Origin of the sequence: Micromonospora sp. NPDC049107 (assembly GCF_040648595.1) — a bacterium.
Classification (GTDB): Bacteria; Actinomycetota; Actinomycetes; order Mycobacteriales; family Micromonosporaceae; genus Micromonospora.
This window is the reverse complement of sequence record NZ_JBEZEC010000005.1, coordinates 79,040-104,150: the sequence shown is the minus strand read 5'-3', so window position 1 is coordinate 104,150 and position 25,111 is coordinate 79,040. Positions and strand designations below refer to the sequence as shown.

The window sequence follows — 25,111 nt, the reverse complement described above, 5'->3', positions numbered from 1 at the left end:
TCGGCTCGGCTGCGCCGCCAGAGTAGCCAGCAGTGACCAAACCCGACGCCCCCGCTCCCGGGTGCCGCGTTGCCCGGGCCGGTCGTAACGGGCAGGATCCCTGGCATGTCAACTGACGCGCGTGCCGCGGACCGGTCCGGCAGCCGACCGCGACGGGACGTGAGCCGTCCGGGTGTGGCGCGGCGCGGTCGGGCGGCCACGTCGACCGGCGCGACCGGCGCCGACGAGCCGGTCGCGCTGCCCGATCCGGTGACCATGCGGCTAGACGGCCGGGTCGCCCTGGTGACGGGGGCGGGCAGTCCGGACGGCATCGGGTACGCCACCGCGCGGCGCCTCGCCGACCTGGGGGCGCGGGTCGCCATCGTGTCGACCACCCGGCGCATCCACGAGCGGGCCAGTGAACTGGGCGTGACCGGGTTCGTCGCGGACCTGACCGACGAGTCCGAGGTGGGCGCGCTGGCCGACGCGGTGGCCGAGCAGTTGGGCGACGTCGAGGTTCTGGTCAACAACGCCGGCCTGGCGAGCCGGACCAGTCAGGGAGTGCTGCGGCCGGTCGCGCAGCTGACCTACGACGAGTGGCGCGGCGAGATCGACCGCAACCTGTCCACCGCGTTCCTGTGCAGCCGGGCCTTCATCGGCGGGATGGCCGAGCGGGGCTGGGGGCGGATCGTCAACCTGGCGGCCACCGCCGGCCCGGTCAACGCCCTGCCCACCGAAGCCGCATACGCCGCCGCCAAGGCCGGTGTCGTCGGTCTGACCCGCGCGCTGGCCATGGAGATGATCGCCGACGGGGTGACCGTGAACGCGGTCGCGCCGGGCACCATCTACACGGCGGCCTCCACGATGGCCGAGATCAAGCAGGGTCTGGGCACCCCGGTCGGACGACCGGGCACCCCGGACGAGGTCGCCGCGGCGATCAGCTTCCTCTGCTCGCCGGCCGCGTCGTACATCACCGGTCAGATGCTCGTGGTGGACGGTGGCAACAGCGTCCGGGAGGCCCGGTTCCGCTGATCAGTAGCCGCGGCTGTCGCCGTTGTTACCGAGGATGACCAGCGCCAGCCAGCCGCAGCAGGCCAGCAGGGTCAGCGCGGTGAACACGTACCCGAGGATCAGGCCCCAGGTCGCGAGCTGGTCGCCCTCCTCGCCGGTGGTGCGGATCTGCCGCTTGGCCAGGTGACCGAGGACGGCGCCGGCCGGGGGGAACACGAAGGCGAACACCAGCGACAGGATCGCCAGCACGTTGGTGCCCCGACCGGGGCCGCCGGGAGGTGGGCCGTACTGGCCGTAGGGGCCCTGCGGCGGGTACGGCGGCTGCTGACCCCAGTGCGCCGGCTGGTGCGGCCCCTGCCGCTCGTACGGCGACGGCTCGTCGGCGGGTGGCCCGTACGGCGAGCGCTCCGGCGGTCCGGAGGACGACTGGTCCGGCGGTGGCGCGTACGGCGACTGGCCGGCCGGCGGTGGCGCGTACGGCGACTGGTCCCGGGATGGCTCGTAGGGTGACGGCGGCGGCTCGTCTCCCGGCGGGCCCGACGGCGGCGGGTAGCTCACGGCTGTCCTCCTCCTGTCGGTGCCGGAAAAGTCCTTCTTGCCGGACGGTACCCGTAGCGGTGAACCTTTTCACAGCGGTTGTGTGGACTGGTCACCTTGGCCTGGCGGGCCGGGCGACCGATACTTACCGAGCGTTCAGTTACCCACGAGTAGTGCGCTGATTCCCGGAGGCCGAGATGGCTCGACTCGCCCAGACGCCCGGCCTCACCGACGTGCAGCAGTCGATCCTGGAGACCGTCCGGGAGTTCGCCGACAAGGAGATCATCCCGCACGCCCAGCGGCTCGAACACGCCGACGAGTACCCCACCGACATCCTCGACGGGATGCGCGAGATGGGGTTGTTCGGTCTCACCATCGACGAGGAGTACGGCGGGCTCGGCGAGTCGCTGCTCACGTACGCCCTCGTGGTGGAGCAGCTCTCCCGGGGCTGGATGTCGATCTCCGGCATCGTCAACACCCACTTCATCGTGGCGTACCTGATCTCCCAGCATGGCTCCGCCGAGCAGAAGGCCCGCCTGCTGCCGAAGATGGCGACGGGCGAGGTGCGCGGTGCGTTCTCGATGTCCGAGCCGGAGACCGGCTCCGACGTCTCGGCGATCAAGTCCAGGGCCGTCCGGGAGGGCGACACCTATGTCCTCAACGGGCAGAAGATGTGGCTGACCAACGGGGCGTACTCATCGGTGGTCGCCACCCTGGTCAAGACCGACACCGGCGCCGACTCGGTGTACGGCAACATGAGTACCTTCCTGCTGGAGAAGGAGCCGGGCTTCGGCGAGACCGCGCCCGGCCTCACCATCCCCGGCCGGATCGAGAAGATGGGCTACAAGGGCGTCGAGACCACCGAGATGGTGCTCGACGGCGTGACCGTGCCCGACTCCGCGATCCTCGGCGGGGCCGACCAGGTGGGCCGCGGCTTCTACCAGATGATGGACGGCATCGAGGTCGGCCGGGTCAACGTCGCCGCCCGCGCCTGCGGCATCTCCATCCGCGCCTTCGAGCTGGCCGTCGGCTACGCCCAGCAGCGCAAGACGTTCGGCCAGCCACTCGCCAAGCACCAGGCCATCGCCTTCAAGCTCGCCGAGATGGGCACGAAGATCGAGGCCGCGCACGCCCTCATGGTCAACGCCGCCCGACTCAAGGACGCCGGACAGCGCAACGACGTCGAGGCCGGAATGGCCAAGCTGCTCGCCTCGGAGTACTGCGCCGAGGTCGTCCAGGAGGCGTTCCGCATCCACGGCGGCTACGGCTACTCTAAGGAGTACGAGATCGAGCGGCTGATGCGCGAGGCCCCGTTCCTGCTGATCGGCGAGGGCACCTCGGAGATCCAGAAGACCATCATCAGCCGAGGCCTGCTGAAGGAATACAAGCTCTAACCCCCACCCTGAATCCCGCGATCTTGCAGTTACTGCGGCGACATGGCGTGCATAACGGGGCAGAACGCCAACCGAAACTGCAAGATCGCGGGGGAAACGCGGGTCAGCGGAGGCGGGTCAGGTTTCCGGCGGCGCGTTCGACGATGAGGCAGCGGTCCTCGACGTAGTCCATGCCGGCCTCCTCGGCAATCTCGCGCGCCTCGGCCGACACGATGCCCAGTTGCAGCCAGACCGCCGGCGCGCCGATCGCCGCCGCGTCCCGCACCACCTGCACGGCGTCCGCGGCCGGCCGGAACACGTCCACCAGGTCGACCGGGTGCGGGATGTCCGCCAGCGACGCGTACGCCCGCTCGCCGAAGAGTTCGTCGACGCTCGGGTTGACCGGGATGATGCGCCAGCCGTACCGCTGCATCTGCAACGGCACGCTGTGCGCGGCCTTCATCGGGTCGCGGGACGCGCCCACGACGGCGATCACGGCGGAGTCGGCGAGGATCTGCTGAGCGGTACGCACCCGCCGACTGTAGCTCCGCCGCCCGCCGCACGCGGGCGAGCAACACCTGCGCCGAAAGGCCCGACTGGCCGCCCCCAGCAGCCAGTCGGGCCCGGCCGGCGCTTCGCGCGAAGCGAAGCAGACCGGTTACGCCGTGGGCTGCCGTTCCCCGGAACCCAGGGCGCGGCAACCCACGGCGGTCAGTCGGTCGTCGGGCTGGGGGCCTGGTCGGGTCCAGCGGGAAGGGTGAACGGCGAGTCGCCCTTGGTGGCCTTGCTTCCCGCCTTCTCATAGCCGGCGGGCGGCGTCAGGTCGAAGTGGCTCAGGTTCGCATCCGAGCGGGGCAGCCATTCGAAGGTGCTGACCTCTGACCTGTCGGTCACCTTGCCGCTCTTGTCGGCGACCGTCTTGTACGGCAGGAACGAGGTCGAGTCCACCCACAGTTCTGCGGTGTAGGCCGCCGTCCCCGCCGTCAACCGCAGGTGCACGGTGTCGCGCCCGTCCACCTTCTCCTGCCCCACGATCTCCAATTTGCCCCGGGCGAGCCAAGTCCGGATGCTCGCCGCGTCGTTCGGCACGAAGACCGTGCCGGTTGCCTTGTCCGGTGAGTCGACGAACTCGAAGTACGTCCGCTCGAGATGGCTGATCTGGGTGCCACGGTATTTCCCGTCGGCGACGACCGTCACCAGCGTGGAGTCCGGTCTGCCGTCGCCCCCGAAGATGTCGACCCGCCGGCGTCCGGTCTGCCGGTCCTCCCAGGAGTCGATCCAGCCACCCCGATAGGTGTCGTGCACCTTCACGACGTAGTCGTCCGCCTTGCCCAGCGCGGCCTGGGTCTGGCTGCTGACGTAGGTGACATCGCCCAGCTGCGACGGGTGGGACCCGTCCGTCGAGCTGGCGACGCCGCCCACCTGCCCGGTCCGGTCGGCCGTGCCGAGGGCGACACCGCCGGCTGCGAGACCAGCCAGAGCGAAGGCGGTCGCGGTCGCGATCGCCGGACGACGCAGGAACCAGCGCTTCGCCGTTGGACGCGCGTACCTGGTCCCGTTGAGGATCGCGTGCCGCATCCGGTCGGTCGCGTCCGTTCCAGGGCCGGTCAGGTCCTCGCGAAAGGCGACGAGCAGCTCGACGCCCGCGTTGTCAGATTCCACGTTGTCGTTCATCCGTTTTCCTCATTCGCAGCGGCGGACGGTGCGTAGTGGGCGGGCATCGCGAGGCGCAGGCGTGCCTTGGCCCGGTGAAGGCGGGAGCGGACGGTGCCCGGTGCCAGGCCGAGCGCGGAGGCCAGCTCCGGATAGTCCAGGCCGGCCCAGATGTGCAGCAGGAGCAGGTCACGTTGGTCGTGTGGCATCGCGGCGAGAGCGCCGGCCAGTGCCCGCGTAGCGGCCTCGGCGTCGAGCCGTTCGTCGGCCCGATCGGCGAAGTTGTGCTGGCCGGAACCGCTGAGTGGATCTCTGCCCGACTTCTCCAGTGCCCGCAGCCACCGCACCTCGGCGCGGTGGTAGTTCCGGAGCAGGTTGCTCAGGATGCCGAACAGCCACGGACGTGCATTGGGCATCGAGGTGTCGTAGCGGTCCCGTCGCGAGAACGCGATCAGGAACGTCTCGGCGACCAGATCCTCGGCGAGCTGCCGCCCGACCCGGCGGGAACTGAAGTTGTACAGCCAACCGCCGTACCGCTCGAACAGCTCCCCGAACAGTTCAGGCGCTCCCGTTACCAACAGCGAGTCGGAGCGCTCGGTCACAGTCATGTCCCGATGGCCCCCTGGTTCGACGGTGCGTTCATGCCCTGTTCTTGTCTGGCACCGCCGCCAGGTTCCGTCTTCGCGGTCCCACACCGTCGCGAGCGTCCCCGCGTCCTGCCGGCAGGACGTCAGCGCCACGTGCCAGGGCGCACGGGGGAGGGTATCGCCGCAGTTCCGGGGGCTTTCCACCCGGCGCGGAAGGTCAGAGCAGGGTCAGTTGCTCGACGGCGAGAGCGGGCGGCGGCTCGGGCAGGCGGCGGTTGTCGCCCACCTCGCCCCGGAGCAGCCCGTGGCGACGGGAGGCGATCCGCACCCGGGCGGTCAGCTCCCGCTGGTACGCCTGCGGGGCGTACGCGCCCGCGCGGTACAGCTCTCGGTAACGGCCGACGAGGTGCGGGTGCTCCCGGGCGAGCCACTGGGCATACCACTCGCGGGCGCCAGGGCGCAGGTGCAGCGCCAGCGGGGTCACACTCGTCGCTCCGGCGGCGGCGATCGCCGAGACCGTGGCGTCGATCGACTCCTCGCCGTCGCTGAGGCCGGGCAGGATCGGCGCCATCAGCACCCCGACGGGGAAGCCGGCGTCGGTGAGCCGGCGGACCGCCTCGAGCCGGCGACTCGGGTGCGGCGTGCCGGGCTCGACGCCACGCCAGAGCTGGTCATCGACGAAGCCCACCGAGAAGGAGATGCCGACCGTGGTCACCTCGGCCGCCTGACGCAGCAGGGGCAGGTCACGCAGGATCAGGGTGCCCTTGGTGAGGATGGAGAACGGGTTGGCGAAGTCCCGCAGGGCCGCGATGATCTGCGGCATCAGCCGGTAACGACCCTCGGCACGCTGGTAGCAGTCGACGTTGGTGCCCATCGCGACGTGCGCGCCCCGCCACTTCGGCGCGGCCAGCTCGCGTCGCACCAGCTCACCGGCGTTGACCTTGACGATCACCTGCCGGTCGAAGTCCGTACCAGCGTCGAGATCGAGGTAGGTGTGGGTGTTTCTCGCAAAACAGTTGTGGCTCACCACCCCATTGGCGATGAAATCGCCGGTGCCGGTGGTGATGTCCCAGAGCGGCAGCTCCAGCCCGAGCGCTTGAATGTCGACCACCCTGAGGTCGGCCCTGCACTTCAGCACGGCGCCCTCGATCGAGCGCTTCCTGGTGATGGCCGGGTCCGTGAGGTGGAAGAACCGGAGCCGAGCGGGAAGACCTCCGGTCAATCTGATCTGCCGCACCCGGTTGGGTCTGCCGGGGTCCTCAAGCACGCAGGTGAAGCCGAACTGGCGCAGCGCCGCCGTCGTCTGGTCGAGGATCGTGTCGTCGCTGTTGCTGATGCGCAGGGCGCCTCTACTGCAGCTGCCCTCGGCGTCGAAGATGCCGGCCAGGAAGCCGAGGCGCCATTCGTCGGTGGGGGCAGCCGGCCACTGGATCAGACCGGTGATCGTTTCGATGTCCCGCTGTTTCGAGGTGCGGATCGCCGACAGGGCTTGCCGGGTGGCGCTGGCCGGTGCGAACGAGAAGCGTTGTGTCTCGATGCCCTCCTGGGCGAGGTAGCGCTCGCTCCGACTCAACGCCTCGTCGTCGATCAGCGCCAGACGGAACCGATGCACGACCCCCTGTGGGTACGAGTAGGTGGCGAGGTGAGCGTCGCCCCGGACCATCCCGCAGAGGTAGCCCCGGCGGTAGTCAGGTGACTCCTTCGGCCCGGATGCGAAACGGCCTGTGCCGATGAGGCGATTGTTGGTGGTCAGGTAGGGGCGCTGGCCGGTGCCCTGCATAGCCCCGGTGACGTACTTCCAGCCACGATCGGAGAGGAACCGGTGGTCTCCGCTGGCGATGAGCGTGGTGCCGTCAGTCAGGGTGACCCGGTATGCGGGTTTCACGGTGGACCACTTGTCAAGAACGGTGGTGACGACGTATCGGCGGTAAGCACCGCGTCGCTCGGTCCCGTAGATGCGGTCGCCGGGCTCGAGCTCACTGATCAGCTTCGTGCGACCGTCCGCCATCAGGATCGGAGTGTCACCGGCCAGGCAGTAGACACAAGCATGACTGCATCCCCGGTACGGGTTGATGGTCCACTCGAAGGGGACGCGGGACTGGCCGGGCACCCGGTTGAGGATTGATTTGGCCTGCACCTCGTGGAACGTCATCCCGGCGAACTCGGGGGTGTCGAAGGTGCGGACGACGGCGCCGGGCAGCGCCAGCGGCAGGGGTGGCGTCGCTGGCGCTGCCCTCTCGGGGTCTCCCTCGACCGGGGGAGCGGTGAGGTTGTCCCAGCGCATGGGCACTATTCGAACACGTGTACGAGGTCCGCGCAAGTGACCCGCCGGACACCCGTGAGCGATCGTCGCTCCAACGGGGGAGGATGGACCCATGGAGAGGTCGACCTTCGTCTACGACGGTGACTGCGCGTTCTGCACGACCTGTGCGGAGTTCATCGAACGCCGGATCCCCACGGGCGCGCGGGTGGTGCCCTGGCAGTTCGCCGACCTGGACGCCCTCGGCCTCACCGTGGCCGAGTGCGAGGAGGCCGTGCAGTGGGTCGGCGCGGACGGCTCCCGCGCCGCCGGTCCGGACGCCATCGCGAAGCTGCTGGCCGACAGCGGTCCGGTGTGGCGGGTGGCCGGCGCGGGTCTGCGGTTCCCGCCGGTGCGCGCGGTGGCCTGGCCGGTTTACCGCTGGGTGGCCCGCAACAGGCACCGCCTCCCGGGCGGTACGGCGGCGTGTTCCCTGCCGCAGGAGGCCAGGGAGCGGCTCTACGGCCCGACCGGGCGCCCGACCGCCGGAGCCTGATCGCCGAGCCGGGCCCGATCGTCGGGCGGAGCCTGATCGGGCGGCGCCGACGTCGTGTCGACGTCCACCGGGCCCCGCCCCGCGAGTCGGCGTGCCCACACCAGCGGTCGTACCCGTTCCAGGGGCAGGAAGCTGGTCATCGCGGCCAGGTGTGGCGCGAACGAGATCGTGATGGTCGCGATGGTCACCACGTGGAACGAGTAGAAGAAGCCGACCATGGCCACTCGCCAGCGGGCCGGTAACAGGAACACCACGGGGCTGAGCAGCTCGAAGGCCACGATGCCGAACTGCGCGACGATCAGCAGGTACGGCACCTGGGCGATGAGGTCGGCCAGGTCGGTGCCGCGTCGGATGATGGCCCTCGCCAGTACCGAGCCGGTCAGCCAGTCCAGACCGCCGAAGCGCAGCTTGGCCCAGGCGGCCAGGAAGTACGTGCAGATGACCGCTATCTGGGTGACGCGCAGGGCCCAGCCGCCGGCCTCCGTGCGGGTGGTGTCGCCGTGGCGGGCCCGGCCGGCGGTGGGCAGCACGGCCAGCGCGACGAGCAGGCCGAACCGGTCGTGGTCGACCTTCCCGTAGCTCATCGCGATGATCATCCACTCGAGGTACAGCGCGCAGACCGTCCAGCCGAGCAGCCGGGGTGCCCGGCCGGTCGCGGCGAGCAGGGCGGCGAGCAGGAGCCCCCAGAAGATCAGCGCCACGACCGTCGGCGTCGGGGTCGGCAGCGGGAGCAGGCGGCCGATCAACAGCGGCTGGTACAGCTCACCGGGCACGCTGGCTCTGGTGCGTACCCAGGGGGTGAAGACCACCAGGTCGGCGACGACGAAGAGGTAGATCAGGGTCCGGAACGCGGCGATCCGTCCGCGGGGCACCGCCTCCGTCAGCCAGCCGGTCATCGGGAGACCTGCCAGCTGACGATCGTCTCGTCGGTGTGCCGCCCCGTGGGCCGGCCGGCGCGGATGCCGTGCCAACGGATGACGATGCGGACCTCGACCAGCGCGGGGGCGTCCGGATGACGGTCGGCGTACGCGTCGGCGACCTCGGTGAGCAGCGCGGGGTCGGCCGCGTACCGGTCCTGCTGGCCCTCGATCTCGGCGCGGCGGATGCCGGTCGCGTCCTGGTCGAGGTCGACCACCGCTCCGGCGCTGTTCACGCCCTCCACCCGGGTGTCCGGGGCGGGGGCGTTCGGCGGGTTCGAGGTGGCGTACATCCGGAACGGGCCGAAGGGGAAGTCGTCGTCGCTGCCCCAGAAGGTGCCGAGCAGCAGCAGGACGAGACCGAGGGCGGTCGCGCCCAGCCGGGTCACGCGCCCGCGGGTGGTCAGGGTCTCCATCGGGTCGTGACGATACGGGATGTACCGACCGTCTCGCGTCCCACCGACGGTCAGTTCCGCCTGCCCAGGTCGGTGATCATGGGCGGCTTTCGGGATATGACGAAAGGCCGGACCCGAACCGGGCCCGGCCTTCGCGTGCCGTCGCGCGGACGGCTCAGTGCTTGTGCTCGGCCAGCTGCTTGCGGACGTCGTCCATGTCCAGCGCCTCGACCTGCTCGATCAGGTTCTCCAAGGCGGACTCGGGAAGGGCGCCCGGCTGGGCGAAGACGATGACGCCGTCGCGGATCGCCATGATCGTCGGGATCGACCGGATGTCGAACTTCGCGCCCAGCTCCTGCTGGGCCTCGGTGTCGACCTTGCCGAACACGATGTTCTGGTGCTTCTCCGAGGAGCGCTCGTAGACCGGGGCGAACCGCTTGCACGGACCACACCAGTCGGCCCAGAAGTCGACCAGGACGATGCCGTCGTTGCCGGTCACCTCGTCGAAGTTCGCCGAGGTCAGCTCAACGGTTGCCATTGCACTCTCCGATCACCTGCGGGTTGTCTGCGTCCCGTAGAACCAGGGCTGACCGTATCGAATTCCCGGGCGGCTGCGCACGAAACGTGGCCGGGGCTGCTCGGGTGCCGCGCAGACCATCGAACTGTGTCAGTTCATCTCGTCCTGCGGAACGCAAGTGCATGACGCACTTGCGTGACCTGCGGTAATGGGAGCGTTTCCAGGGAGATCCACCCGGTCGAGCGCTACGAATCGGTAACTTGAGCCCTGACAAGGAGGTATCCGGCCTGCGGAGATCGCTGATCAACCCCGCGTTCGTCACGGAGAGTAGTGTTACAAAAAGATAAATGTGACCGCGATCTCTGTTGAAGCTACGGCGCCGTAGGGCAGAATTCCTCACATCAGAGCGTGGGCGGCGGGTGCCGGGGAGGGCCCCGCCGCTCATTGCGTCTCCCCCCTGGTGAGTGACCGGTGTGACATTTCCGCCGAGGTCCCGCCCGGACCGTCGCCTTAACCACCGGTAAGGCATGCTGTGCCGAACTCCATCGCCGCCCGTCGAAGGGGACCAGCATGCAGTTCGGCCGCTACTACGAGGAGTTCGAGGTCGGCGCGGTCTACCGGCACTGGCCGGGCAAGACCGTCACCGAGTACGACGACCACCTCTTCTGCCTGCTCACCATGAACCACCATCCGCTGCACCTGGACGCGCACTACGCCGAGACGTCCAGCCAGTTCAGGCGCAACGTCGTGGTCGGCAACTACATCTACTCCCTGCTGCTCGGCATGTCGGTGCCCGACGTCAGCGGTAAGGCCATCGCCAACCTGGAGGTGGAGTCGCTGCGGCACGTGGCGCCCACCTTCCACGGCGACACCATCTACGGCGAGACGACGGTGCTCGACAAGCGGGAGTCCGGCTCCAAGCCCGACCGGGGCGTGGTCTCGGTGGAGACCCGCGGCTACAACCAGGACGGCACCATGGTCTGCGTCTTCCGCCGCCGGGTCATGGTCCCCAAGAAGGAGTACGCGGCCAGCGCGGTGCCCGACGGGGTGGACCCGGAGCGGCCCAGCTTCCCCACGCCGCGCTGAACGCGCCCGCCGGAGCAGGGCACCATCGGACAGCAGGTTCCGCCGGTGGCGGCCCTGGTCCCGTTTTCGGGGCTTATGCTGACGCCGGAGGTTCCGATGAGCCACTCCGTCGCCGGAGAGCCGCCCTCTGCCGGCCGCCGTGCCGCACCCTTGACCACCGCCGTCTACTCCGCCGCCGAGTGGGATCTGCTCACCAGCCTGCCCGCTCGGGTCCTCGTGGCCGCCGCCGCGCCCGGCGCCGGCCGCCCGGAGCGCGGGGTGATGGCTGGTTTGGCTGGCCTGGACGCGGTGGCCGCCGGCCGCGGGTTCGACAGTGACCTGGTCCGTGCCGTGGTCGCCGCGATCTACGCCCGGCACGATGGCGCGCCGGCTCCCGCCGAGCGGCTCACCGATCTGGTGGACCTGCTGGCCGCGTGTCGGGCAGCGGCCCGGGTGCTGCGTCGGCGTGCCGATCCGGCCGACTCGGCGGCGTACCGCCAGTGGGTGCAGTCGGTCGCGGCCCGCGTCTGCCGGGCGACGCCCGGCCTCGACGGGCATCCGGCCAGCCCGGCGGACCGACGCTTCCTGGACCGGCTCGGTGACGCGCTCGGCCTGGGCTGAGATCGCGGGGCGCCGGGGTGGCCGTACTCTCTGATGACCGTGACCGACGACCAGCTTGAGGTGGGTGTGGGCCCCTGGCCCGGGGACCTGCCCGAGGATCCGCGCTACGACCCGCAACTGCTGGCCGAGGGCGACCGGCGCAACGTCGTCGACCGCTACCGCTACTGGCGGCACGAGGCGATCGTCGCCGACCTGGACCGACGGCGGCACGGCTTCCACGTCGCCATCGAGAACTGGCAGCACGACTTCAACATCGGCACGGTGGTGCGCAACGCCAACGCGTTCAACGCGGCCGAGGTGCACATCGTCGGTCGGCGTCGGTGGAACCGACGCGGCGCGATGGTGACCGATCGATACCAGCACGTCCGGCACCACGAGACGATCGAGGAGTTCGTCGCCTGGGCGGCCGGACGGCGGCTGCCCGTGCTCGGCATCGACAACCTGCCCGGCTCCCGGCCGATCGAGACCGCCGTGCTGCCGCGTGACTGCGTGCTGCTCTTCGGCCAGGAGGGCCCGGGCCTGTCCGCGCCCGCGCGGGCCGCCTGCGCCCAACTCCACTCCATCGCCCAGTACGGCTCCACGAGGTCCATCAACGCGGGTGTGGCCAGCGGCATCGCCATGCACGCGTGGATCCGGACGCACGCCGGTCCACCGCCGGACTGACCGTCGTCCCATCGGCGCGCTCGGCGTTCCGGCTTTCGGCGTTCCGGCTTGACGTGGCGGCGATGTGGGGTGACGGTGGGGATGTGAGTGTCGCGGTGAGTTGTCCGAGATGCGGGGGCCCGGTACGGGCGCCGGATCTGATGCACACCGAGTCGAGGTGCCTGCGCTGCGGACCCGTGCCGCCGCTGCACGTGCCCGAACACATCGGGGCGGAGATCGTCGCGAGCGTGGTGGAACGGATCACCGCGGCTCCCGGTCCACCCGGGACACCACTGTGGTGCCCGTGGCCGCTGCCGCCCGGCTGGACCCTCACCGGCGTGGCGTACGCCGGGGACGACCGCACCGGCGTGCGGGCGACCGCGGTGGCCTGCGCGGGGCCCGCACCGCTCGACGACGGCCCGGCGGATCTGGTCTTCGTGGCCGAGGAACCGGGCGTGGGCCTGGGTACGCGACTCGCCGGCCTGGCCGGCCCCGATCCCGGACCGGAGCTCGCCGACGCGCTGACCGACCCCGGTCCCGGGCATCCCGAGCACGTCGGGCAGGCCAGGATCAGGGTCGGCGGGCACCCGACTCCACTGTGGTTGGTGAATTCTCCGACGGATCGAAGCGCGTACGCCGGCGAGGCTCGGGGAATGTGGCTACATGCGATAGCCTGGCCGGCGAGTGCGGGTCATCTGCTCGCGGAGGATGTCGTGTTACACGACCTGACCGAGTGGACTCCGCCCGAACTCGTGTACGGCGCACCGTCCCCGTACCTGTCCGGGAGAGCTTGACATCTCTTCCGGGTTGACGGAGAACGGACGCAGATATTCACTGTACGACACCACACTGATACTCTGGGTGCCGCTGCGGTAATGGGACCCGGCGCCGCGCGAGAGGATGGCCCGCCATGGTCAAGAAGGTCCTCACCTGGGCCGGAATCGCATTCTTGATCTTCTTCGTCGCCTATCGGCCAAACTCTGCGGCTGATGTGTTCAAGTCGTTGGGCGGCGGGATCATGGACATCGCCCAGGGGTTCGGCGACTTCTTCACCAGTCTCGTCGCCTAGCCGCCGATGGGCAGCCCCTCCGGTCCACCCTTCGACCCGGACGACCCCGACCGGGACCGTCGCGAGCGCGACACCGAGCCGATCCCGCGGATCGGGCCCGATGACGGCCCGGGCTACGGTGCCGGCCCCGGCCTGTCCGACGGGCCTTCCCTCTCGGACGACGTCGGCTACGGCGACGGGCCCGGCTATGCCGGCGAAGGGCGGTCCGGTCGGGCCTGGATCCGCGATCCCGACGCCGCCAGCCAGCCGCCGCAGATCTCCGAGGAGGAGCTGGCGGGGCTGCGCGCCGACGCCATGGGGTCGACACCCCGTCGGGTCCTCCCGCTGGAGGACGAGCCCAGCTCGCTGGTCGCCCGTTACCTCTTCCCCACCGAGCGTTACCGGGGCGAGTGGAAGCGGCACTGGATCCACCTCACCAACCCGCTCCTGATCGGCGTCGCGGCGACCTTCGTGCTCGGCTACCTCTCCGGCTTCCTCGCGGGGCGGAACGTGGGCGCGTTGACGACCATCGCGGTGCTGCTCTGGTTCGCCGTCATGGGCTGGGTGGCGTGGAAGGTCGCCGACTGGTGGTACGACCGGTTCATCCTGACCAACAAGCGGGTCATGGTGGTCAACGGCATCGTCACCCGCAAGGTCGCCATGATGCCGCTGGTCCGGGTCACCGACATGAAGTACGAGCAGACCCCGACCGGCCGGGCGCTCAACTACGGCACCTTCGTCCTGGAGTCCGCGGGCCAGGAGCAGGCGCTGCGGGAGGTCAAGAATCTGCCCAACCCGAACGAGCTCTACCTACGGGTCGTCGAAGAGATGTACGAGCCGCAGGCGGTCGAGGCGCGGTTGGGCAAGGAGGCCGACGAGGCCAAGGCCGACGACGGCGCGTGAAAGTTTTCGTCCGAACATCGGAGCAAGTGCGCACCTTTCGTCATGGACCGAAACGCCGCTGACGTGGCACTCTTCCAGGACGGTTTGGGTGCGGAGGTGTGTGGTGGCGAGCAGGGATCCCCTGGAGGAGGAGTTTCGCGAGTTCGTCGCGGCTCGCTCCGCCGCCCTGCTCCGTACCGCCTATCTGCTCTCCGGCGACTGGGCGACGGCCGAGGACCTGCTCCAGACGGCGCTCACGAAGACGTACCTCGCGTGGAAGCGGCTCGGCGGGATCGAGGCGGTCGAGCCGTACGCCCGGCGTGTGATGGTCAACACGTCGACGAGCTGGTGGCGGCGGCGCTGGCACGGTGAGCGCCCCACCGAGGTGCTGCCCGAGCGCCCGGGCCTCGACGAGATCGAGCGGCAGCTCGACCGTGACCTGCTCTGGCGGCACCTCAAGGAGCTGCCCAGCCGGCAGCGGGCGGTGCTCGTCCTGCGCTACTACGAGGACCTGTCGGAAGCGCAGACGGCGGCACTGTTGGACATCTCACCTGGAACGGTGAAAAGTCAGGCATCCAGGGCGTTGGCCACGTTGCGCCGCCGCATGGGCGTCGACACTCCGGATCTGGCCGCCGCGCCGACCGGGACCGGCACCGCCCCGCGGCGCGGCCGCGACGCGGCTGCCGCCCGCTCCCGAGAGGTTGCCCGACCCGGCGGGACTGTCGAGGCGGTCCCGTCCGGTTCGGTCGGAGGGCTGGCCGGAGCCCGCTCCGCGATGACGCCGCGTCCCAGCGTCGGTCGGGCCGAGCCCGGGCCGGTCGCGCCGCGCCCGTCCGCGCCCCGTCCGATCGCCCCGGCGGTCGACCTGCCCACCGCTTCGGTGGCCGTGCCTGTCGGCACCGGCCCCGGAGAGCAGCAGTGAACGTCTTTCCGCGGCTCCCCGACAACCTCACGGGTGGCCTGCGGCGTCCTAATCAGGTGCGACGTGACCAGCTCGAAGGTGCGGTGCGGGAGGCTCTCTCGCGCCAGGTCGCCGTTACCCGTCCACTGACCGCCGACCCGGCCGGTCAGGCCATCCGGCGCGCCAACCGGATCCGACGGCGGCGTGCCGGAGTCGGTATCGCGCTCGGGGTGGTCACCACCGTGCTGATCGGCGCCGGCATGACACACCTCTCCGGCGGCTCCGACCAGCAGGGGCCGCCCATCGTCGTCATCGGCGACCCGGACCTGTCGGCCCAACCGCTCGCCACGGCCAGCGTCGCCCCGCCTCCGCCCTCGTCGAAGGCGCCCGCCGACGTACTCTTCGCCAGCGCCTTGATCGACGCCGACGGCAAGCGCCTGGCGCTGCCCGGTGTCGGCCCCGCCGAACTCGCGCACCGGCTGCCCAACGGCACGGGTCTGCTGGTGGTCGGAGCGCCCACCGCCGCCGGGCGCTCCCTCTGGGTCGCCCAGGACGACGGCCTGGTGCAGGTGCTGCTGGCCGGCGCGGGGCAGATCGTTCTCGCGCCCGACGCCACGCAGGTCGCCTGGCGGGACGGCGGGGACCTGCTCGTGGCGGGAGTCGTCGGCACCCAGCTCATCGGCACGGTGCGTATCGCGGTCCCGGACAGCGCGCAACCCGTCCGGTTCGTCGGCAGCAGCCTGGTGGTCCGACTTGATCCGACCCGGCCGGGTCACGTCCTGTGGCGGCCCGGCGCGGACAAGCTGACCGAGGTGCCCGAGCAGGACACCCTGAACGTCTACGGTTCGCTGCCGGACGGGCGGTTGGTCAGCCAGGTGCCGGCGAACTCGGCGGACGAAACCTGCCTGACACTTGTCGATCCGAAGCGGGCCACGAAAGCGGCACGTACCGCCTGCGGCAGCCGGTTGAGCCCGGACGGCGTCGGCGGGCTGTCCGACGACGGACGATGGCTCCTGGTGAACGGGAAGGTCGGGTCGACCGACCGCTCCCTGCTGGTCGACCTGGAGCGGCTCGGTACGACGTTGGACGCCGTACCCGTCGGCCCGGCGGTGAGCGGCGCGGTCGCCTGGACGAGCGACTCGGACGTCGCCTACGTCGACAGCTCCGGCTGGCTGGTCCGGGTCAACGTCAAGCGGGTCCGTGCCGGCGAACAGGCCGAGTCGATGCCCGTGGCCGGCCTCGAGCCCGGCGACCGACCGATTCTGGTCAGCGGCTCCTGACCCTGCCGGATCCGCCGGGTTATCGGGCCGGGCGGCGGGGATCTCCGCCCCACCTACGCGAGTCTGCTTCGGGTCCGCTCGGTAGCGTCGGGGAGTGACCTCGCGTACCGGCTCCGCGCCCCGGATCGACCTGCACGCCCACTCGACCGCCAGCGACGGCACGCTGACGCCGGCCGAACTCGTCCGTGCCGGCGCGGACGCCGGTCTGGACGTGCTGGCCATCACCGACCACGACACCACCGCGGGCTGGGCGCCGGCCGTACGGGCGTTGCCGCCCGGCCTGCTCCTGATCCGGGGCGCCGAACTGTCCTGCCGCTGGGAGGGCGCGGATCCGGCGATCCCACTGCACCTGCTGGCCTACCTGTTCGACCCGGAACACCCGGAGCTGGTCGCCGAGCTGGCCCGGGTGCGGGCCGCCCGTGAGGAGCGCGGTGAGCGGATCGTGGCGCTGCTGCGCGCCGACGGCATCGACGTGAGTTGGCCGGAGATCCTCGCCGGCGCGGCCGGCGGGACAGTCGGTCGCCCGCACATCGCGCAGGCGCTGATCCGCGCCGGCCTGGTCGCCGACACCCGCGCGGCGTTCGGCCCGGACTGGCTCGGTGAGCGGTACCGGCTGCCGAAGGAGGACATCGACGTCTTCCGGGCGGTCCGGCTGGTCCGGGCCGCCGGGGGCGTACCGGTGTTCGCCCATCCCCGGGCCACCCGACGTGGCCGGGTGGTGCCCGACGAGCTGATCGCCGAGCTGGCCGCCGCCGGGCTGGCCGGGCTGGAAGCCGACCACGAGGACCACAGCCCGGCCGAACGGGCGCACGTCCGGGCGCTCGCCGCCGAGCTGGACCTCCTGGTGACCGGCTCCTCCGACTTCCACGGCACCCACAAGACCGTCCGGCTCGGCGCGTTCACCACCGGTGTCGAGGCGTACGAGCGGATCGTCGCCGCCGGGGTGACCGAGGTCGCTTCGGTCTGATCCGCGTATTTCGCCCACCGTGACGCGGCTAGGTTGCTCACGTGGATCTGAAGCTGTTCGGCGAGGTTTTCGTGACCCTGCTGGTGATCACCGACCCCCCGGGCATGATGCCGATCTTCCTGGCGCTGACCGGGCCGCTGCCCGCGCGCGACCGTAACCGGGCGGCGTGGCAGGCCGTCGCGCTCGCTCTCGGTGTGATCGTGATCTTCGCGGTGGCCGGGCAGACGTTGCTCGACTACCTGCACGTGGACCTGCCCGCCTTGCAGGCCGCCGGTGGGCTGCTGCTCGTCCTGGTCGCCCTGGAGCTGCTGACCGGCAAGGCCGACGACCCCAGCCAGCAGGTCACCTCGAACATCGCGCTGGTGCCACTGGGTACCCCGCTGCTGGCCGGACCGGGCGCCATCGTGGCGACCATGCTCTTCGTCCAGCAGGCCGACGGGTTCGGCGACTACACCGCGATCGCCGCGGCGATCCTCGCCGTCATGGTCGCCGTGTGGATCGTGCTGCGCTTCTCCGGCGGCATCGTCAAGATCCTGCGCCCCGGCGGCATCGAGGTGCTGACCCGGATCGCCGGCCTGCTCCTTGCCGCGATCGCCGTCCAGCTCATCGCCGACGCGGTGGCCGCCTTCGTCACGCACTACGTGAACATGACCTGACCGGGACAGTCCGGATGTCGGGGGTGGATGGCAGGATCGCAGGCGTGCGACGAGCCTCTTCATCCGGACGATCCGCCGCTGGCGGTCGGACCCCTCAGCAACGTCCCGGCGGCGCCGAGCAGCTCGGCTTCGAGGGGATGCCGGAGCGGCTGTTCGTCTGCACCCCGAGCAAACTCGGTACGTACGCCGACTGCCCCCGCCGCTACCGCTACTCCTACGTCGACCGTCCCGCACCGCAGAAGGGTCCGCCCTGGGCCCACAACTCACTCGGCGCCAGCGTGCACACCGCCCTGAAGAACTGGTACGCGTTGCCCGCCGACCGACGCCGCCCCGAAGCGTTGGCCACCCTGCTCAAGGGCACCTGGGTCCGTGAGGGCTACCGCGACGACGAGCAGGAGCGGGCCGCCTACCGGCGGGCGCTGAGCTGGCTGGAGGCGTACGTCGAGACGTTGGAGCCGGACTCCGACCCGCTCGGTGTCGAGCGGGTGGTGGCGGTCAAGACCGCCGTCCTGGCCTTCAACGGCCGCACCGACCGCATCGACTCCCGGCCGGGCCCGGAGGGTCCGGAGCTGGTCATCGTCGACTACAAGACGGGCCGCACCGGGCTGGACGCCGACGACGCCCGGGGCTCGCAGGCGTTGGCCCTCTACGCGTACGCGGCCGAGCGGGTGTTCCGCCGGCCGTGCCGCCGGGTCGAGCTGCACCACCTGCCGACCGGCACGGTCGCCGGTCACGACCACACGGTCGAGTCGCTGGCCCGCCAGTTGACCCGCGCGGAGGACACGGCCCGCGACATCATGGCCGCCGAGCGGGTCGTCGCCGACGGCGGTGACGCCGACGAGGCGTTCCCGGTCGCGCCCGGGCCGCGCTGCGGCTGGTGCGACTACCGGCGGCACTGTCCCACCGGGGCGCAGACCCCGGGCAAGGAGCCGTGGGCGGCCGTGGAACGAACCGTCGAGGGCTGATCGCGTCCGTCGGCCAGCTCGACGCGGCGCACGTGGGGTCGGTCAGCCGGCCAGCGCCGCTCGGTCCGCCGCCCGTTGCTTGGCGGCCTGAACCAACGGCCCCTCCAGGTAGCGACGCGGCACCGCGCCGAGCGCCAGTCGCAGCGCGCGAACGCTGAGATCCGCCGACAACTCGGTGGTGGGCAGCCCCAACCCGCCGTACATCCGCCGGGCCCACGGGGGGAGCAGCGCGAGCGCGGTTCCGGCGATCCCGAGGTACGCCCACCGTGGCGGACCGAGGTTGAGGCCCAGCCGGGCCGGCAGGCCGAGCTTCCACGGCAGCGGTGGGGCGGTGAGGAACAGCGCCGTCTCGGCGGCTTCCCGGGTCATCCGCAGCTCCGGCCGAACGGCACGGTAGTAATCCTGGACCTCGGCGGCGGTGCCCGGCACCGTGGCCGGGTCCAGCCCGACGAGGGCGGCTGACCGACGTTGCTCGGTGTAGTAGCCGTCCACCTCGTCATCGGTGAGCGGCAGACCGGCCCGGCGGGCGGTGCTGAGGAACGACTCGACCTCGGTGACGTGCACCCAGCGCAGCAGGGCCGGGTCGTCGATCCGGAACTGCTCGCCGGTGGCGGGGTCGGTGGCCCGCAGCCGGGCGTGCAGTCGACGCAGCCGCGCGCCGGCCTGCTCCGCGTCCAGGGTCGTGCCGTAGACGGTGGTCTCCACGTAGGTGGCCGTGCGGACCAGCCGTCCCCACGCGTCCGTGCGGTAGTCGCTGTTCTGCGCGACGCCGGCCATGGCGCGCGGGTGCAACGCCTGGAGGTAGAGCGAGCGCAGGCCGGCGACGATCAGGATCGGCTCCTCGTGCACCTTCCACGTGACCGAACCCGGACCGAAGAGGCCGAGGTCATCGGAGTCCACCGACCAAGCGTGCCACGGCCGGCGCGTCGGTGCCGGCCAGCCCGGCCGGCCGGGGTCCCGGCGACGGGGAGGGGTCAGCCGTCGGCGGCGCGCCGCGACTGACAGCTCGGGCAGAGACCCCAGAAGGTCACCTCCGCCTCGTCCACCTCGAAGCCGTGCGCGACGCCCGGATCCAGGCAGGGCGCGCTGCCGACCGCGCAGTCGATGTCGGCGATCTCGCCGCAGCCCCGGCAGACCACGTGGTGGTGGTTGTCGCCGACGCGTGCCTCGTACCGGGCGGGGCTGCCGGCCGGCTCGATCCGGCGGGACAACCCGGCCCTGCTCAGCGCCCCCAGCACGTCGTAGACCGCCTGGGTGGAGACGGAGTCGAGGCGTTCCCGGACCCGCCGGGTGATCTCGTCGACCTCCAGGTGGCCACCGTCGGCGAGGACATCCAGCACCGCCAGGCGCGGTCGGGTGACGCGCAGCCCCCGCGATCGCAGCAGTTCCTCACCTCTGGACACGCGCCAATGACAGCACGCGCGACCAGCGACGACAACAGTCGGCCGAGGGCGGTGGTCACGAACACAGCTCGTAAAGATCGATCCGGACACTGAACCTCGTCAGCGCCGTGCGCGTGTCTTTCGGGGGAGAGCCCGGGGACGACCAGCGGTTCGTACGTACGCTGACGACCCCGGGACCGCGATCCGCCTGGAGGTGTCGATGTTCGAGAAGATTCTGGGTCTACCGACACACGTCTTCGTCGTGCACGCGATGGTGGTCTTCGTCCCCCTGCTGGCGGTGCTGGCCATCGCGTACGTGGGGCTGCCGCGCTGGCGGCACCGACTGGACTGGGCGCTGGGCATCCTCGCCGTGGTGACGCCGGTGACCGCCTTCGTGGCCGTCGAGTCGGGTGAGGCGCTCACCGACGCCCTGGTCGCCCGTGGTTACCAGGGGCAGATCCTCGACCAGATCTTCGAGCACTCGCGCTACGGCGACATCCTCTTCCGGATCGTGGTGCCGCTGGGGATCGTGGCCATCGCGCTGCTCGTGGCGACCAGCGGACACCCCCGGGTGCCACGGCTGCCGGCCCTGGTGACGCCGGTGCTCGCGGTGGCCGCCGTCGCGCTGTCGCTCGCTGCCCTGGTCTACGTCGCTCTGACCGGTCACTCCGGTGCCGAGGCCGTCTGGGGCACCACCCTCTGACCAGCGCGGACCGACGGTCGCTGCCGGCCGCCGCCCAGTGGCGCGGTGGTCAGAAGAGGATCCGCGAGCAGAGCAGGCAGACGAGGGCCACCACCACCACGGCGGCGGCGGCACCGAAACCGTAGGTGACCCGCTGCGACCGCTGCTCCGCCGCGTCCAGGGCGGCCGTGTTCTGCGGTGGCAGGCGTCGTGGCGGCGCCGGCTCCAGGTGTACGGGAGGACGCCAGCCCGCCGGAGGCGGCACGCTCGGTGGTGGCCCCGCGTACCCGTCGGTGGGTGGTGTGGCGGGCGGCGGTTGGTCCGCCGTGGGACGGTCGTCGGTCCCGGGTCGACGCCAGTAGTCGTCGGGGGTGCTGCCACCGCTGGGGGTCGTCACGCCGTCCGAGGCTACCAACGGAGCGGGCGGCCTGCGCTAGTCTTGCCGCTCGTGAGCACCGAGGATCCCGGCGCCGCGGTCGCGCGCGGCGATGACGACCGCACCGTCGACCTGAGCGACGACTTCGTGGTGCTGCCCGAGCAGACCTCGGACGACACCGACCACGGCTGGGGCGAGCGCAGCGCAGGAAACGACGACTGGCTCCTCGCCCAACGCCCTCCGCACTGGGACTGAGCCCCGGGCAGGGTTGACCCCGTCCAGGGCTCAGCGGCGCAGCGCCGACGTGGCGGTCTTAGGCCGAGCGGAATCAGGACGCCGAACTGGCCGCCGCCTTGCCGCCGCCCGACCCGCCGGACGACGAGGACGACCCGGACGAGGACGACCCGGACGTCGAGGACGTCGAGGACGACGAGCCGGAGTCTCCACCCGAGGACGAGGACGAGGACGACTCGGACTTGGCCGGCTTGGCCGCGCCGCCGGCCGACGTCTCCGAGCCGGACGCGCGGGAGTCGGTGCGGTAGAAGCCTGAGCCCTTGAAGACGACGCCGACGGAGTTGAAGACCTTGCGCAGCCGCCCCTGACACGCCGGGCACTCGGTCAGCGGCTCGTCAGAGAAGGACTGCACCGCCTCGAGCTGGTGACCGCACGCGGTGCAGGCGTACTGGTACGTAGGCACGTTCTCCTCCGGTATCTGGACTCGGCCAGTTGGCACTCGACGTATTCGAGTGCCAATGGTGCGTCATTCGGGCCGGGTTCGTCCAGCGGACGTGTGGGGCGCGACACCCTGCGCCGTACCCGGGCCGTCATCAAGCGTACGCATTCCGCCGGAGGGGGTGACCACCGCGCGGACCGGACGGTCGTGCGGCTCGGTGGGCAGCGCCTCGACCAGCTCACCGTCGTGCAACGGCACCACGGTCAGGCTCGCCGTGGGCACCCGTGCCAGCGCCCGGTCGTAGGAGCCGCCGCCGCGGCCCAGCCGCCGGCCGTGGTGGTCGACGGCGAGCGCCGGCACGACCACCAGTTCCGCGCCGGAGACGGCGGCCACGCCGAGGCGGGGGCCGACCGGCTCCCGGAGGCCCCGGCCGGCGGCGGCCAGCGCGTGCGGACCGGTGTACGGCGCCCAGTCCAGGTCGAGATCCGCGCGAAGCACCGGAAGCAGCAACTCACCCTCGGCCGGCAACGCCCCGCGCAACACCTCCGCGAGGTCGGCCCCGCCCGGCTCGGAGCCGACCGGCACGTACGCCGTCATCCGGCGCGGTCGCAGCCGGCGTACCAGGGCGACCAGCTCGGCCTGGACGCGCCGGGCGGCTGCGGCCCGCGCCGCGTCGTCCAGGGTCCGACGGTGGGCGAGCAGCCGTATCCGGGTGTCCCGCTTCGTCACACGGGTCACTTCCGCTTCATCAGAAAAATCTGACACGCAACACTCCTGACGCAACGCCACTCCCACGGTTGCTCTGTGTCAGCATCGCAAGCAACGGAGGCGGAACTTCCGGGGGGACCGAGTGACGCTACGCGGGCGGTTGACGGCAGCCTTCCTCGTGGTGGTGCTCGGCCCGGTCCTGCTCGGTGCGTTCTTCGTCGCCTCCACCGTCACGGCCGTCGACCGCACCCGGTCCACCGAACGCCTCGCCGTGGCGGCGTCCGCGGTGCGTACCTCGGTCGACGCGCTCTGCCAGCAGCTACGTGCCGCCGCCGACGCGGTCGCCCTCACCGGTGATCCGGCCATCGTCGCCGGCCAGCTCGTCGGCCGGGGGTTGGCCGCGGCGGTGCTGGTCAGCGACGTCAGCGGGCGGGCCACGTACGTCTCGCCGGGCGCGCCGTCGACACCCTGGCGGGACTGTTCCGAGCCGGTCGCCGCGACGTCCGGTCCGGTCCGCGCGCTGGCGGCCCACGTCGACCGGCGGGACGCGGCCGGCGCCCTGCTGGGCAGTGTGGCCGCCGCGCAGCTCGTCGACCCGGCCTTCGTGGCCCGGCTGGCGGCGGTGAGCGGAGTCGCGGTCACGCTGCTCGACGGCGGCGCGAGCGCCGCCCGGTTCACCCACACCACCGAGTCCCGCGAGGTACGCGACGGGGTGCTGGCCGCCGCCGGCCACAGCACCGGCGAGCGGGTCACCGAAACCACCAAGGGCCGGTACGTGCGCCGGGTCGGACCGTCCGTGGGCCAGCCGCTGCCGCTGGTGCTGTCGGTGCCGAGCACCAGGCCGCCGGGTCTGCACATCACGCTGGCCGGCGTGGTCGCCCTGGCCGGGCTGCTCGCCGTGCTGACCGCGTGGCGGCTGGCCCGGGTGACCACCCGGCCCCTGGTGGAGCTGGCCGGCGCGGTCGACCGGGTGGCGCACGGCGACCTGACCGCCCGGGTGCCGGTGCGCGGCCGGGACGAGCTGGGTCGGCTCGCCGAGGCGTTCAACCGGATGACCCGCGAGACCGGTTCGTACGTCGCGGCGCTCACCAGCAGCCGTGACCAGCTCCGCGGGCACCTCGCGGTGCTCGGCGACACCCTGGCCAGCACCCACGATCTGCAACGCATCCTGCGGGTGATCCTGCACAGCGCCATCGCGGCCACCGGCGCGCGGGCCGGCGCGGTGCTGCTGGTGGAGACCGGTGGGGTGCTGGTGGCACAGTGCAGTGAGGGTCTGGACGGGCGCTGGCCGGCCCCCGACCCGGACGGCCCGCAGACCCTGCGGGTGCCGGTCGGCGTCGGCGTGGTCGGCGCGGTGGCCGCGACCGGCGAGCCGCAGCGGGGACGCGTGGAACCGACCGAGCCGCCGACCGGCGAGCCGCGCTGCCGCACCTACGTGGCGGTCCCCTTCGCCGCACCGGGCACGACCGGGCTCGGCAGCGGCACGACGACCATCCCGGGCGGCGAGCGGACCATCCTGGGCGGCGAGCGGACCGCCGACGATGCGGTCTCTCCGGCGGTGGCCCTCGGCGTGCTGGCGCTCTACGACCGGGTGGGCGCGGCCGAGTTCGACGACGACGACCTGGTCACCCTGCGGACCTTCGCCGGGCACGCGGCCGTCGCGGTGGAGAACGTGCGGGTGCACGAGGAGGCCCAGCGGCTCTCCCTCACCGACCCGCTCACCGGGCTGTGGAACTACCGCTACCTGCGCGAGTCGATCCGCCGGGAGGTCGAGCGGGCCAGCCGGTTCGGCCGGATGCTCAGCGTCCTCGCCCTCGACCTGGACCGCTTCAAGGACGTCAACGACACGTACGGGCACGCGGCAGGGGACACCGTGCTGGCGGAGTTCGCCCGGCGGGTACGCGGCGAGATCCGCGAGGTGGACCTGGCGTTCCGGCAGGGCGGGGAGGAGTTCGTGCTGCTCCTGCCGGAGACCGACGCCCGGGGCGCGGCGATCGTCGCGGAACGGCTGGGCGCGGCGGTACGCGAGACGCCGATCGCCGTCGAGGCGTACGCGGGGCCGATCGTGGTGACCGTGTCGGTCGGCATCGCCGTCTACCCGGACCACGGCAGCACCGGGCGGGAGGTGCTGGAGGCCGCCGACGACGCCCTCTACGTGGCCAAGGCCGCCGGTCGGGACACCTACCGCGTCGCGGAGGTCCGCCCGGACGTGCCGATGCGGGAGATCCCGGTGCCGGCCGGCGCGGTCAGCCCACCCGACGGGCTGCCGAGAGCCGGCCGGCCCGCGCGGGTCCCGCGGGAGCCGGGCGGCCACGCCCGGTCGGAGTCGGCTGCGGGCGTACCCGAAGCGAACCGTCCGGGGCCCGCGCACGCGCGGCCGGAACCGGCGGACGGCCCGGTGGACGCCGCGCGAGCCGGTCCGGACGCGGCGCGGCCGGGGCCGGGCGGCGGCGCGTCTTCTGGGCCACACCCGCCGCGGCAGAGCCGTGGCCGATAGTC

General features: G+C 71.7%; 30 protein-coding genes. 17 read left to right on the top strand and 13 right to left on the bottom strand.

Annotation, left to right across the window (positions count from 1 at the left end):
* Positions 1-105: 105 nt before the first annotated feature.
* Entirely contained in the window at positions 106-1,011 is a 906-nt protein-coding gene (locus tag AB0B55_RS14210; RefSeq protein WP_357124424.1) for an SDR family NAD(P)-dependent oxidoreductase, read from the top strand.
* Here AB0B55_RS14210 and AB0B55_RS14205 read toward each other — a convergent pair whose 3' ends face one another.
* Entirely contained in the window at positions 1,012-1,548 is a 537-nt protein-coding gene (locus AB0B55_RS14205) for a DUF4190 domain-containing protein (RefSeq protein WP_357124427.1), read from the bottom strand. It abuts the gene before it with no gap.
* Between the two features lie 176 nt (positions 1,549-1,724).
* On the opposite strand from AB0B55_RS14205, the gene AB0B55_RS14200 reads away from it, so the two are divergent.
* Positions 1,725-2,921 carry an acyl-CoA dehydrogenase family protein gene (locus tag AB0B55_RS14200; RefSeq protein WP_357124430.1) on the top strand — a complete coding sequence of 399 codons (1,197 nt, stop codon included), beginning with the start codon at positions 1,725-1,727 and terminating at the stop codon, positions 2,919-2,921.
* A 103-nt stretch (positions 2,922-3,024) separates the two neighbouring features.
* On the opposite strand, the gene AB0B55_RS14195 is transcribed toward AB0B55_RS14200, so the two are convergent.
* From AB0B55_RS14195 to AB0B55_RS14180, 4 genes are all read right to left on the bottom strand, one after another.
* On the bottom strand, positions 3,025-3,432 hold the full coding sequence (locus AB0B55_RS14195; protein ID WP_357124433.1) for a CoA-binding protein: 408 nt from the start codon (positions 3,430-3,432) through the stop codon (positions 3,025-3,027).
* A 179-nt stretch (positions 3,433-3,611) separates the two neighbouring features.
* Entirely contained in the window at positions 3,612-4,574 is a 963-nt protein-coding gene (locus AB0B55_RS14190) for a DUF2092 domain-containing protein (protein WP_357171866.1), read from the bottom strand.
* Complete coding sequence (locus AB0B55_RS14185; protein ID WP_357171865.1) at positions 4,571-5,161, bottom strand: sigma-70 family RNA polymerase sigma factor; 591 nt, start codon at positions 5,159-5,161, stop codon at positions 4,571-4,573. The genes AB0B55_RS14190 and AB0B55_RS14185 overlap by 4 nt, the downstream gene beginning before the upstream one ends.
* A 196-nt stretch (positions 5,162-5,357) precedes the next feature.
* Positions 5,358-7,424 carry an intein-containing Rv2578c family radical SAM protein gene (locus AB0B55_RS14180; protein WP_357171864.1) on the bottom strand — a complete coding sequence of 689 codons (2,067 nt, stop codon included), beginning with the start codon at positions 7,422-7,424 and terminating at the stop codon, positions 5,358-5,360.
* 91 nt (positions 7,425-7,515) lie between these two features.
* Between AB0B55_RS14180 and AB0B55_RS14175 the strand changes: the two genes are divergently transcribed.
* Positions 7,516-7,935: a DUF393 domain-containing protein gene (locus tag AB0B55_RS14175; RefSeq protein ID WP_357171863.1), complete on the top strand. Its 420-nt coding sequence runs from the start codon at positions 7,516-7,518 to the stop codon at positions 7,933-7,935.
* Here the strand turns inward: AB0B55_RS14175 and AB0B55_RS14170 are convergent.
* The 3 genes from AB0B55_RS14170 to trxA form a co-directional block, all read right to left on the bottom strand.
* A complete protein-coding gene (locus AB0B55_RS14170; protein WP_357171862.1) occupies positions 7,899-8,831 on the bottom strand; it encodes an HTTM domain-containing protein in 933 nt (310 codons plus the stop codon). The genes AB0B55_RS14175 and AB0B55_RS14170 overlap by 37 nt on opposite strands.
* Positions 8,828-9,268, bottom strand: coding sequence for a hypothetical protein (locus AB0B55_RS14165; RefSeq protein ID WP_357171861.1), 441 nt, complete (start codon positions 9,266-9,268; stop codon positions 8,828-8,830). The genes AB0B55_RS14170 and AB0B55_RS14165 overlap by 4 nt, the downstream gene beginning before the upstream one ends.
* Before the next feature lie 154 nt (positions 9,269-9,422).
* Positions 9,423-9,785: a thioredoxin gene (trxA, locus tag AB0B55_RS14160; RefSeq protein ID WP_074316526.1), complete on the bottom strand. Its 363-nt coding sequence runs from the start codon at positions 9,783-9,785 to the stop codon at positions 9,423-9,425.
* Between the two features lie 549 nt (positions 9,786-10,334).
* On the opposite strand from trxA, the gene AB0B55_RS14155 reads away from it, so the two are divergent.
* From AB0B55_RS14155 to AB0B55_RS14105, 11 genes are all read left to right on the top strand, one after another.
* Positions 10,335-10,850 carry a MaoC family dehydratase gene (locus AB0B55_RS14155; protein ID WP_355049005.1) on the top strand — a complete coding sequence of 172 codons (516 nt, stop codon included), beginning with the start codon at positions 10,335-10,337 and terminating at the stop codon, positions 10,848-10,850.
* Between the two features lie 75 nt (positions 10,851-10,925).
* A complete protein-coding gene (locus tag AB0B55_RS14150; RefSeq protein ID WP_357124455.1) occupies positions 10,926-11,450 on the top strand; it encodes a hypothetical protein in 525 nt (174 codons plus the stop codon).
* A 39-nt stretch (positions 11,451-11,489) separates the two neighbouring features.
* A complete protein-coding gene (locus tag AB0B55_RS14145; protein ID WP_357124691.1) occupies positions 11,490-12,113 on the top strand; it encodes an RNA methyltransferase in 624 nt (207 codons plus the stop codon).
* A gap of 62 nt (positions 12,114-12,175) precedes the next feature.
* A complete protein-coding gene (locus AB0B55_RS14140; protein WP_357124694.1) occupies positions 12,176-12,886 on the top strand; it encodes a DUF6758 family protein in 711 nt (236 codons plus the stop codon).
* Between the two features lie 116 nt (positions 12,887-13,002).
* Positions 13,003-13,161 (top strand): hypothetical protein, encoded by a 159-nt coding sequence (locus tag AB0B55_RS14135; RefSeq protein ID WP_007455302.1) that lies wholly within the window; start codon positions 13,003-13,005, stop codon positions 13,159-13,161.
* Positions 13,162-13,167: 6 nt separating this feature from the next.
* Complete coding sequence (locus AB0B55_RS14130; RefSeq protein ID WP_357124458.1) at positions 13,168-14,043, top strand: PH domain-containing protein; 876 nt, start codon at positions 13,168-13,170, stop codon at positions 14,041-14,043.
* A 103-nt stretch (positions 14,044-14,146) separates the two neighbouring features.
* Positions 14,147-14,944, top strand: a complete 798-nt coding sequence (locus AB0B55_RS14125) for a SigE family RNA polymerase sigma factor (protein WP_357171860.1) — start codon at positions 14,147-14,149, stop codon at positions 14,942-14,944.
* Positions 14,941-16,203, top strand: coding sequence for a hypothetical protein (locus AB0B55_RS14120; RefSeq protein WP_357124464.1), 1,263 nt, complete (start codon positions 14,941-14,943; stop codon positions 16,201-16,203). The genes AB0B55_RS14125 and AB0B55_RS14120 overlap by 4 nt, the downstream gene beginning before the upstream one ends.
* A 94-nt stretch (positions 16,204-16,297) precedes the next feature.
* On the top strand, positions 16,298-17,170 hold the full coding sequence (locus tag AB0B55_RS14115; protein WP_357124468.1) for a PHP domain-containing protein: 873 nt from the start codon (positions 16,298-16,300) through the stop codon (positions 17,168-17,170).
* A gap of 41 nt (positions 17,171-17,211) precedes the next feature.
* Positions 17,212-17,826, top strand: coding sequence for a MarC family protein (locus AB0B55_RS14110; protein ID WP_355048999.1), 615 nt, complete (start codon positions 17,212-17,214; stop codon positions 17,824-17,826).
* A 137-nt stretch (positions 17,827-17,963) separates the two neighbouring features.
* Positions 17,964-18,791, top strand: a complete 828-nt coding sequence (locus tag AB0B55_RS14105; protein ID WP_357172028.1) for a PD-(D/E)XK nuclease family protein — start codon at positions 17,964-17,966, stop codon at positions 18,789-18,791.
* A gap of 42 nt (positions 18,792-18,833) precedes the next feature.
* Here AB0B55_RS14105 and AB0B55_RS14100 read toward each other — a convergent pair whose 3' ends face one another.
* Positions 18,834-19,691 carry an oxygenase MpaB family protein gene (locus tag AB0B55_RS14100; protein WP_357171859.1) on the bottom strand — a complete coding sequence of 286 codons (858 nt, stop codon included), beginning with the start codon at positions 19,689-19,691 and terminating at the stop codon, positions 18,834-18,836.
* A 74-nt stretch (positions 19,692-19,765) separates the two neighbouring features.
* Positions 19,766-20,194: a Fur family transcriptional regulator gene (locus AB0B55_RS14095; protein WP_355048996.1), complete on the bottom strand. Its 429-nt coding sequence runs from the start codon at positions 20,192-20,194 to the stop codon at positions 19,766-19,768.
* A gap of 199 nt (positions 20,195-20,393) precedes the next feature.
* On the opposite strand from AB0B55_RS14095, the gene AB0B55_RS14090 reads away from it, so the two are divergent.
* Positions 20,394-20,876 carry a DUF2231 domain-containing protein gene (locus AB0B55_RS14090; RefSeq protein WP_357171858.1) on the top strand — a complete coding sequence of 161 codons (483 nt, stop codon included), beginning with the start codon at positions 20,394-20,396 and terminating at the stop codon, positions 20,874-20,876.
* Positions 20,877-20,925: 49 nt separating this feature from the next.
* Here AB0B55_RS14090 and AB0B55_RS14085 read toward each other — a convergent pair whose 3' ends face one another.
* Positions 20,926-21,252: a hypothetical protein gene (locus AB0B55_RS14085; protein WP_357124480.1), complete on the bottom strand. Its 327-nt coding sequence runs from the start codon at positions 21,250-21,252 to the stop codon at positions 20,926-20,928.
* Between the two features lie 51 nt (positions 21,253-21,303).
* On the opposite strand from AB0B55_RS14085, the gene AB0B55_RS14080 reads away from it, so the two are divergent.
* Positions 21,304-21,486: a hypothetical protein gene (locus AB0B55_RS14080; RefSeq protein ID WP_357124483.1), complete on the top strand. Its 183-nt coding sequence runs from the start codon at positions 21,304-21,306 to the stop codon at positions 21,484-21,486.
* Positions 21,487-21,559: 73 nt separating this feature from the next.
* Here the strand turns inward: AB0B55_RS14080 and AB0B55_RS14075 are convergent, their stop codons facing one another.
* Both AB0B55_RS14075 and AB0B55_RS14070 read right to left on the bottom strand, forming a co-directional pair.
* Positions 21,560-21,928 (bottom strand): FmdB family zinc ribbon protein, encoded by a 369-nt coding sequence (locus AB0B55_RS14075; protein WP_357171857.1) that lies wholly within the window; start codon positions 21,926-21,928, stop codon positions 21,560-21,562.
* Positions 21,929-21,991: 63 nt separating this feature from the next.
* The gene (locus AB0B55_RS14070) at positions 21,992-22,669 is read right to left on the bottom strand and encodes a 5-formyltetrahydrofolate cyclo-ligase (protein ID WP_357171856.1); all 678 of its coding nucleotides are present in this window, start codon (positions 22,667-22,669) and stop codon (positions 21,992-21,994) included.
* 85 nt (positions 22,670-22,754) lie between these two features.
* Here AB0B55_RS14070 and AB0B55_RS14065 point away from each other — a divergent pair, with 85 nt between their 5' ends.
* Positions 22,755-25,109 carry a diguanylate cyclase gene (locus AB0B55_RS14065; RefSeq protein WP_357171855.1) on the top strand — a complete coding sequence of 785 codons (2,355 nt, stop codon included), beginning with the start codon at positions 22,755-22,757 and terminating at the stop codon, positions 25,107-25,109.
* Positions 25,110-25,111 lie beyond the last annotated feature (2 nt).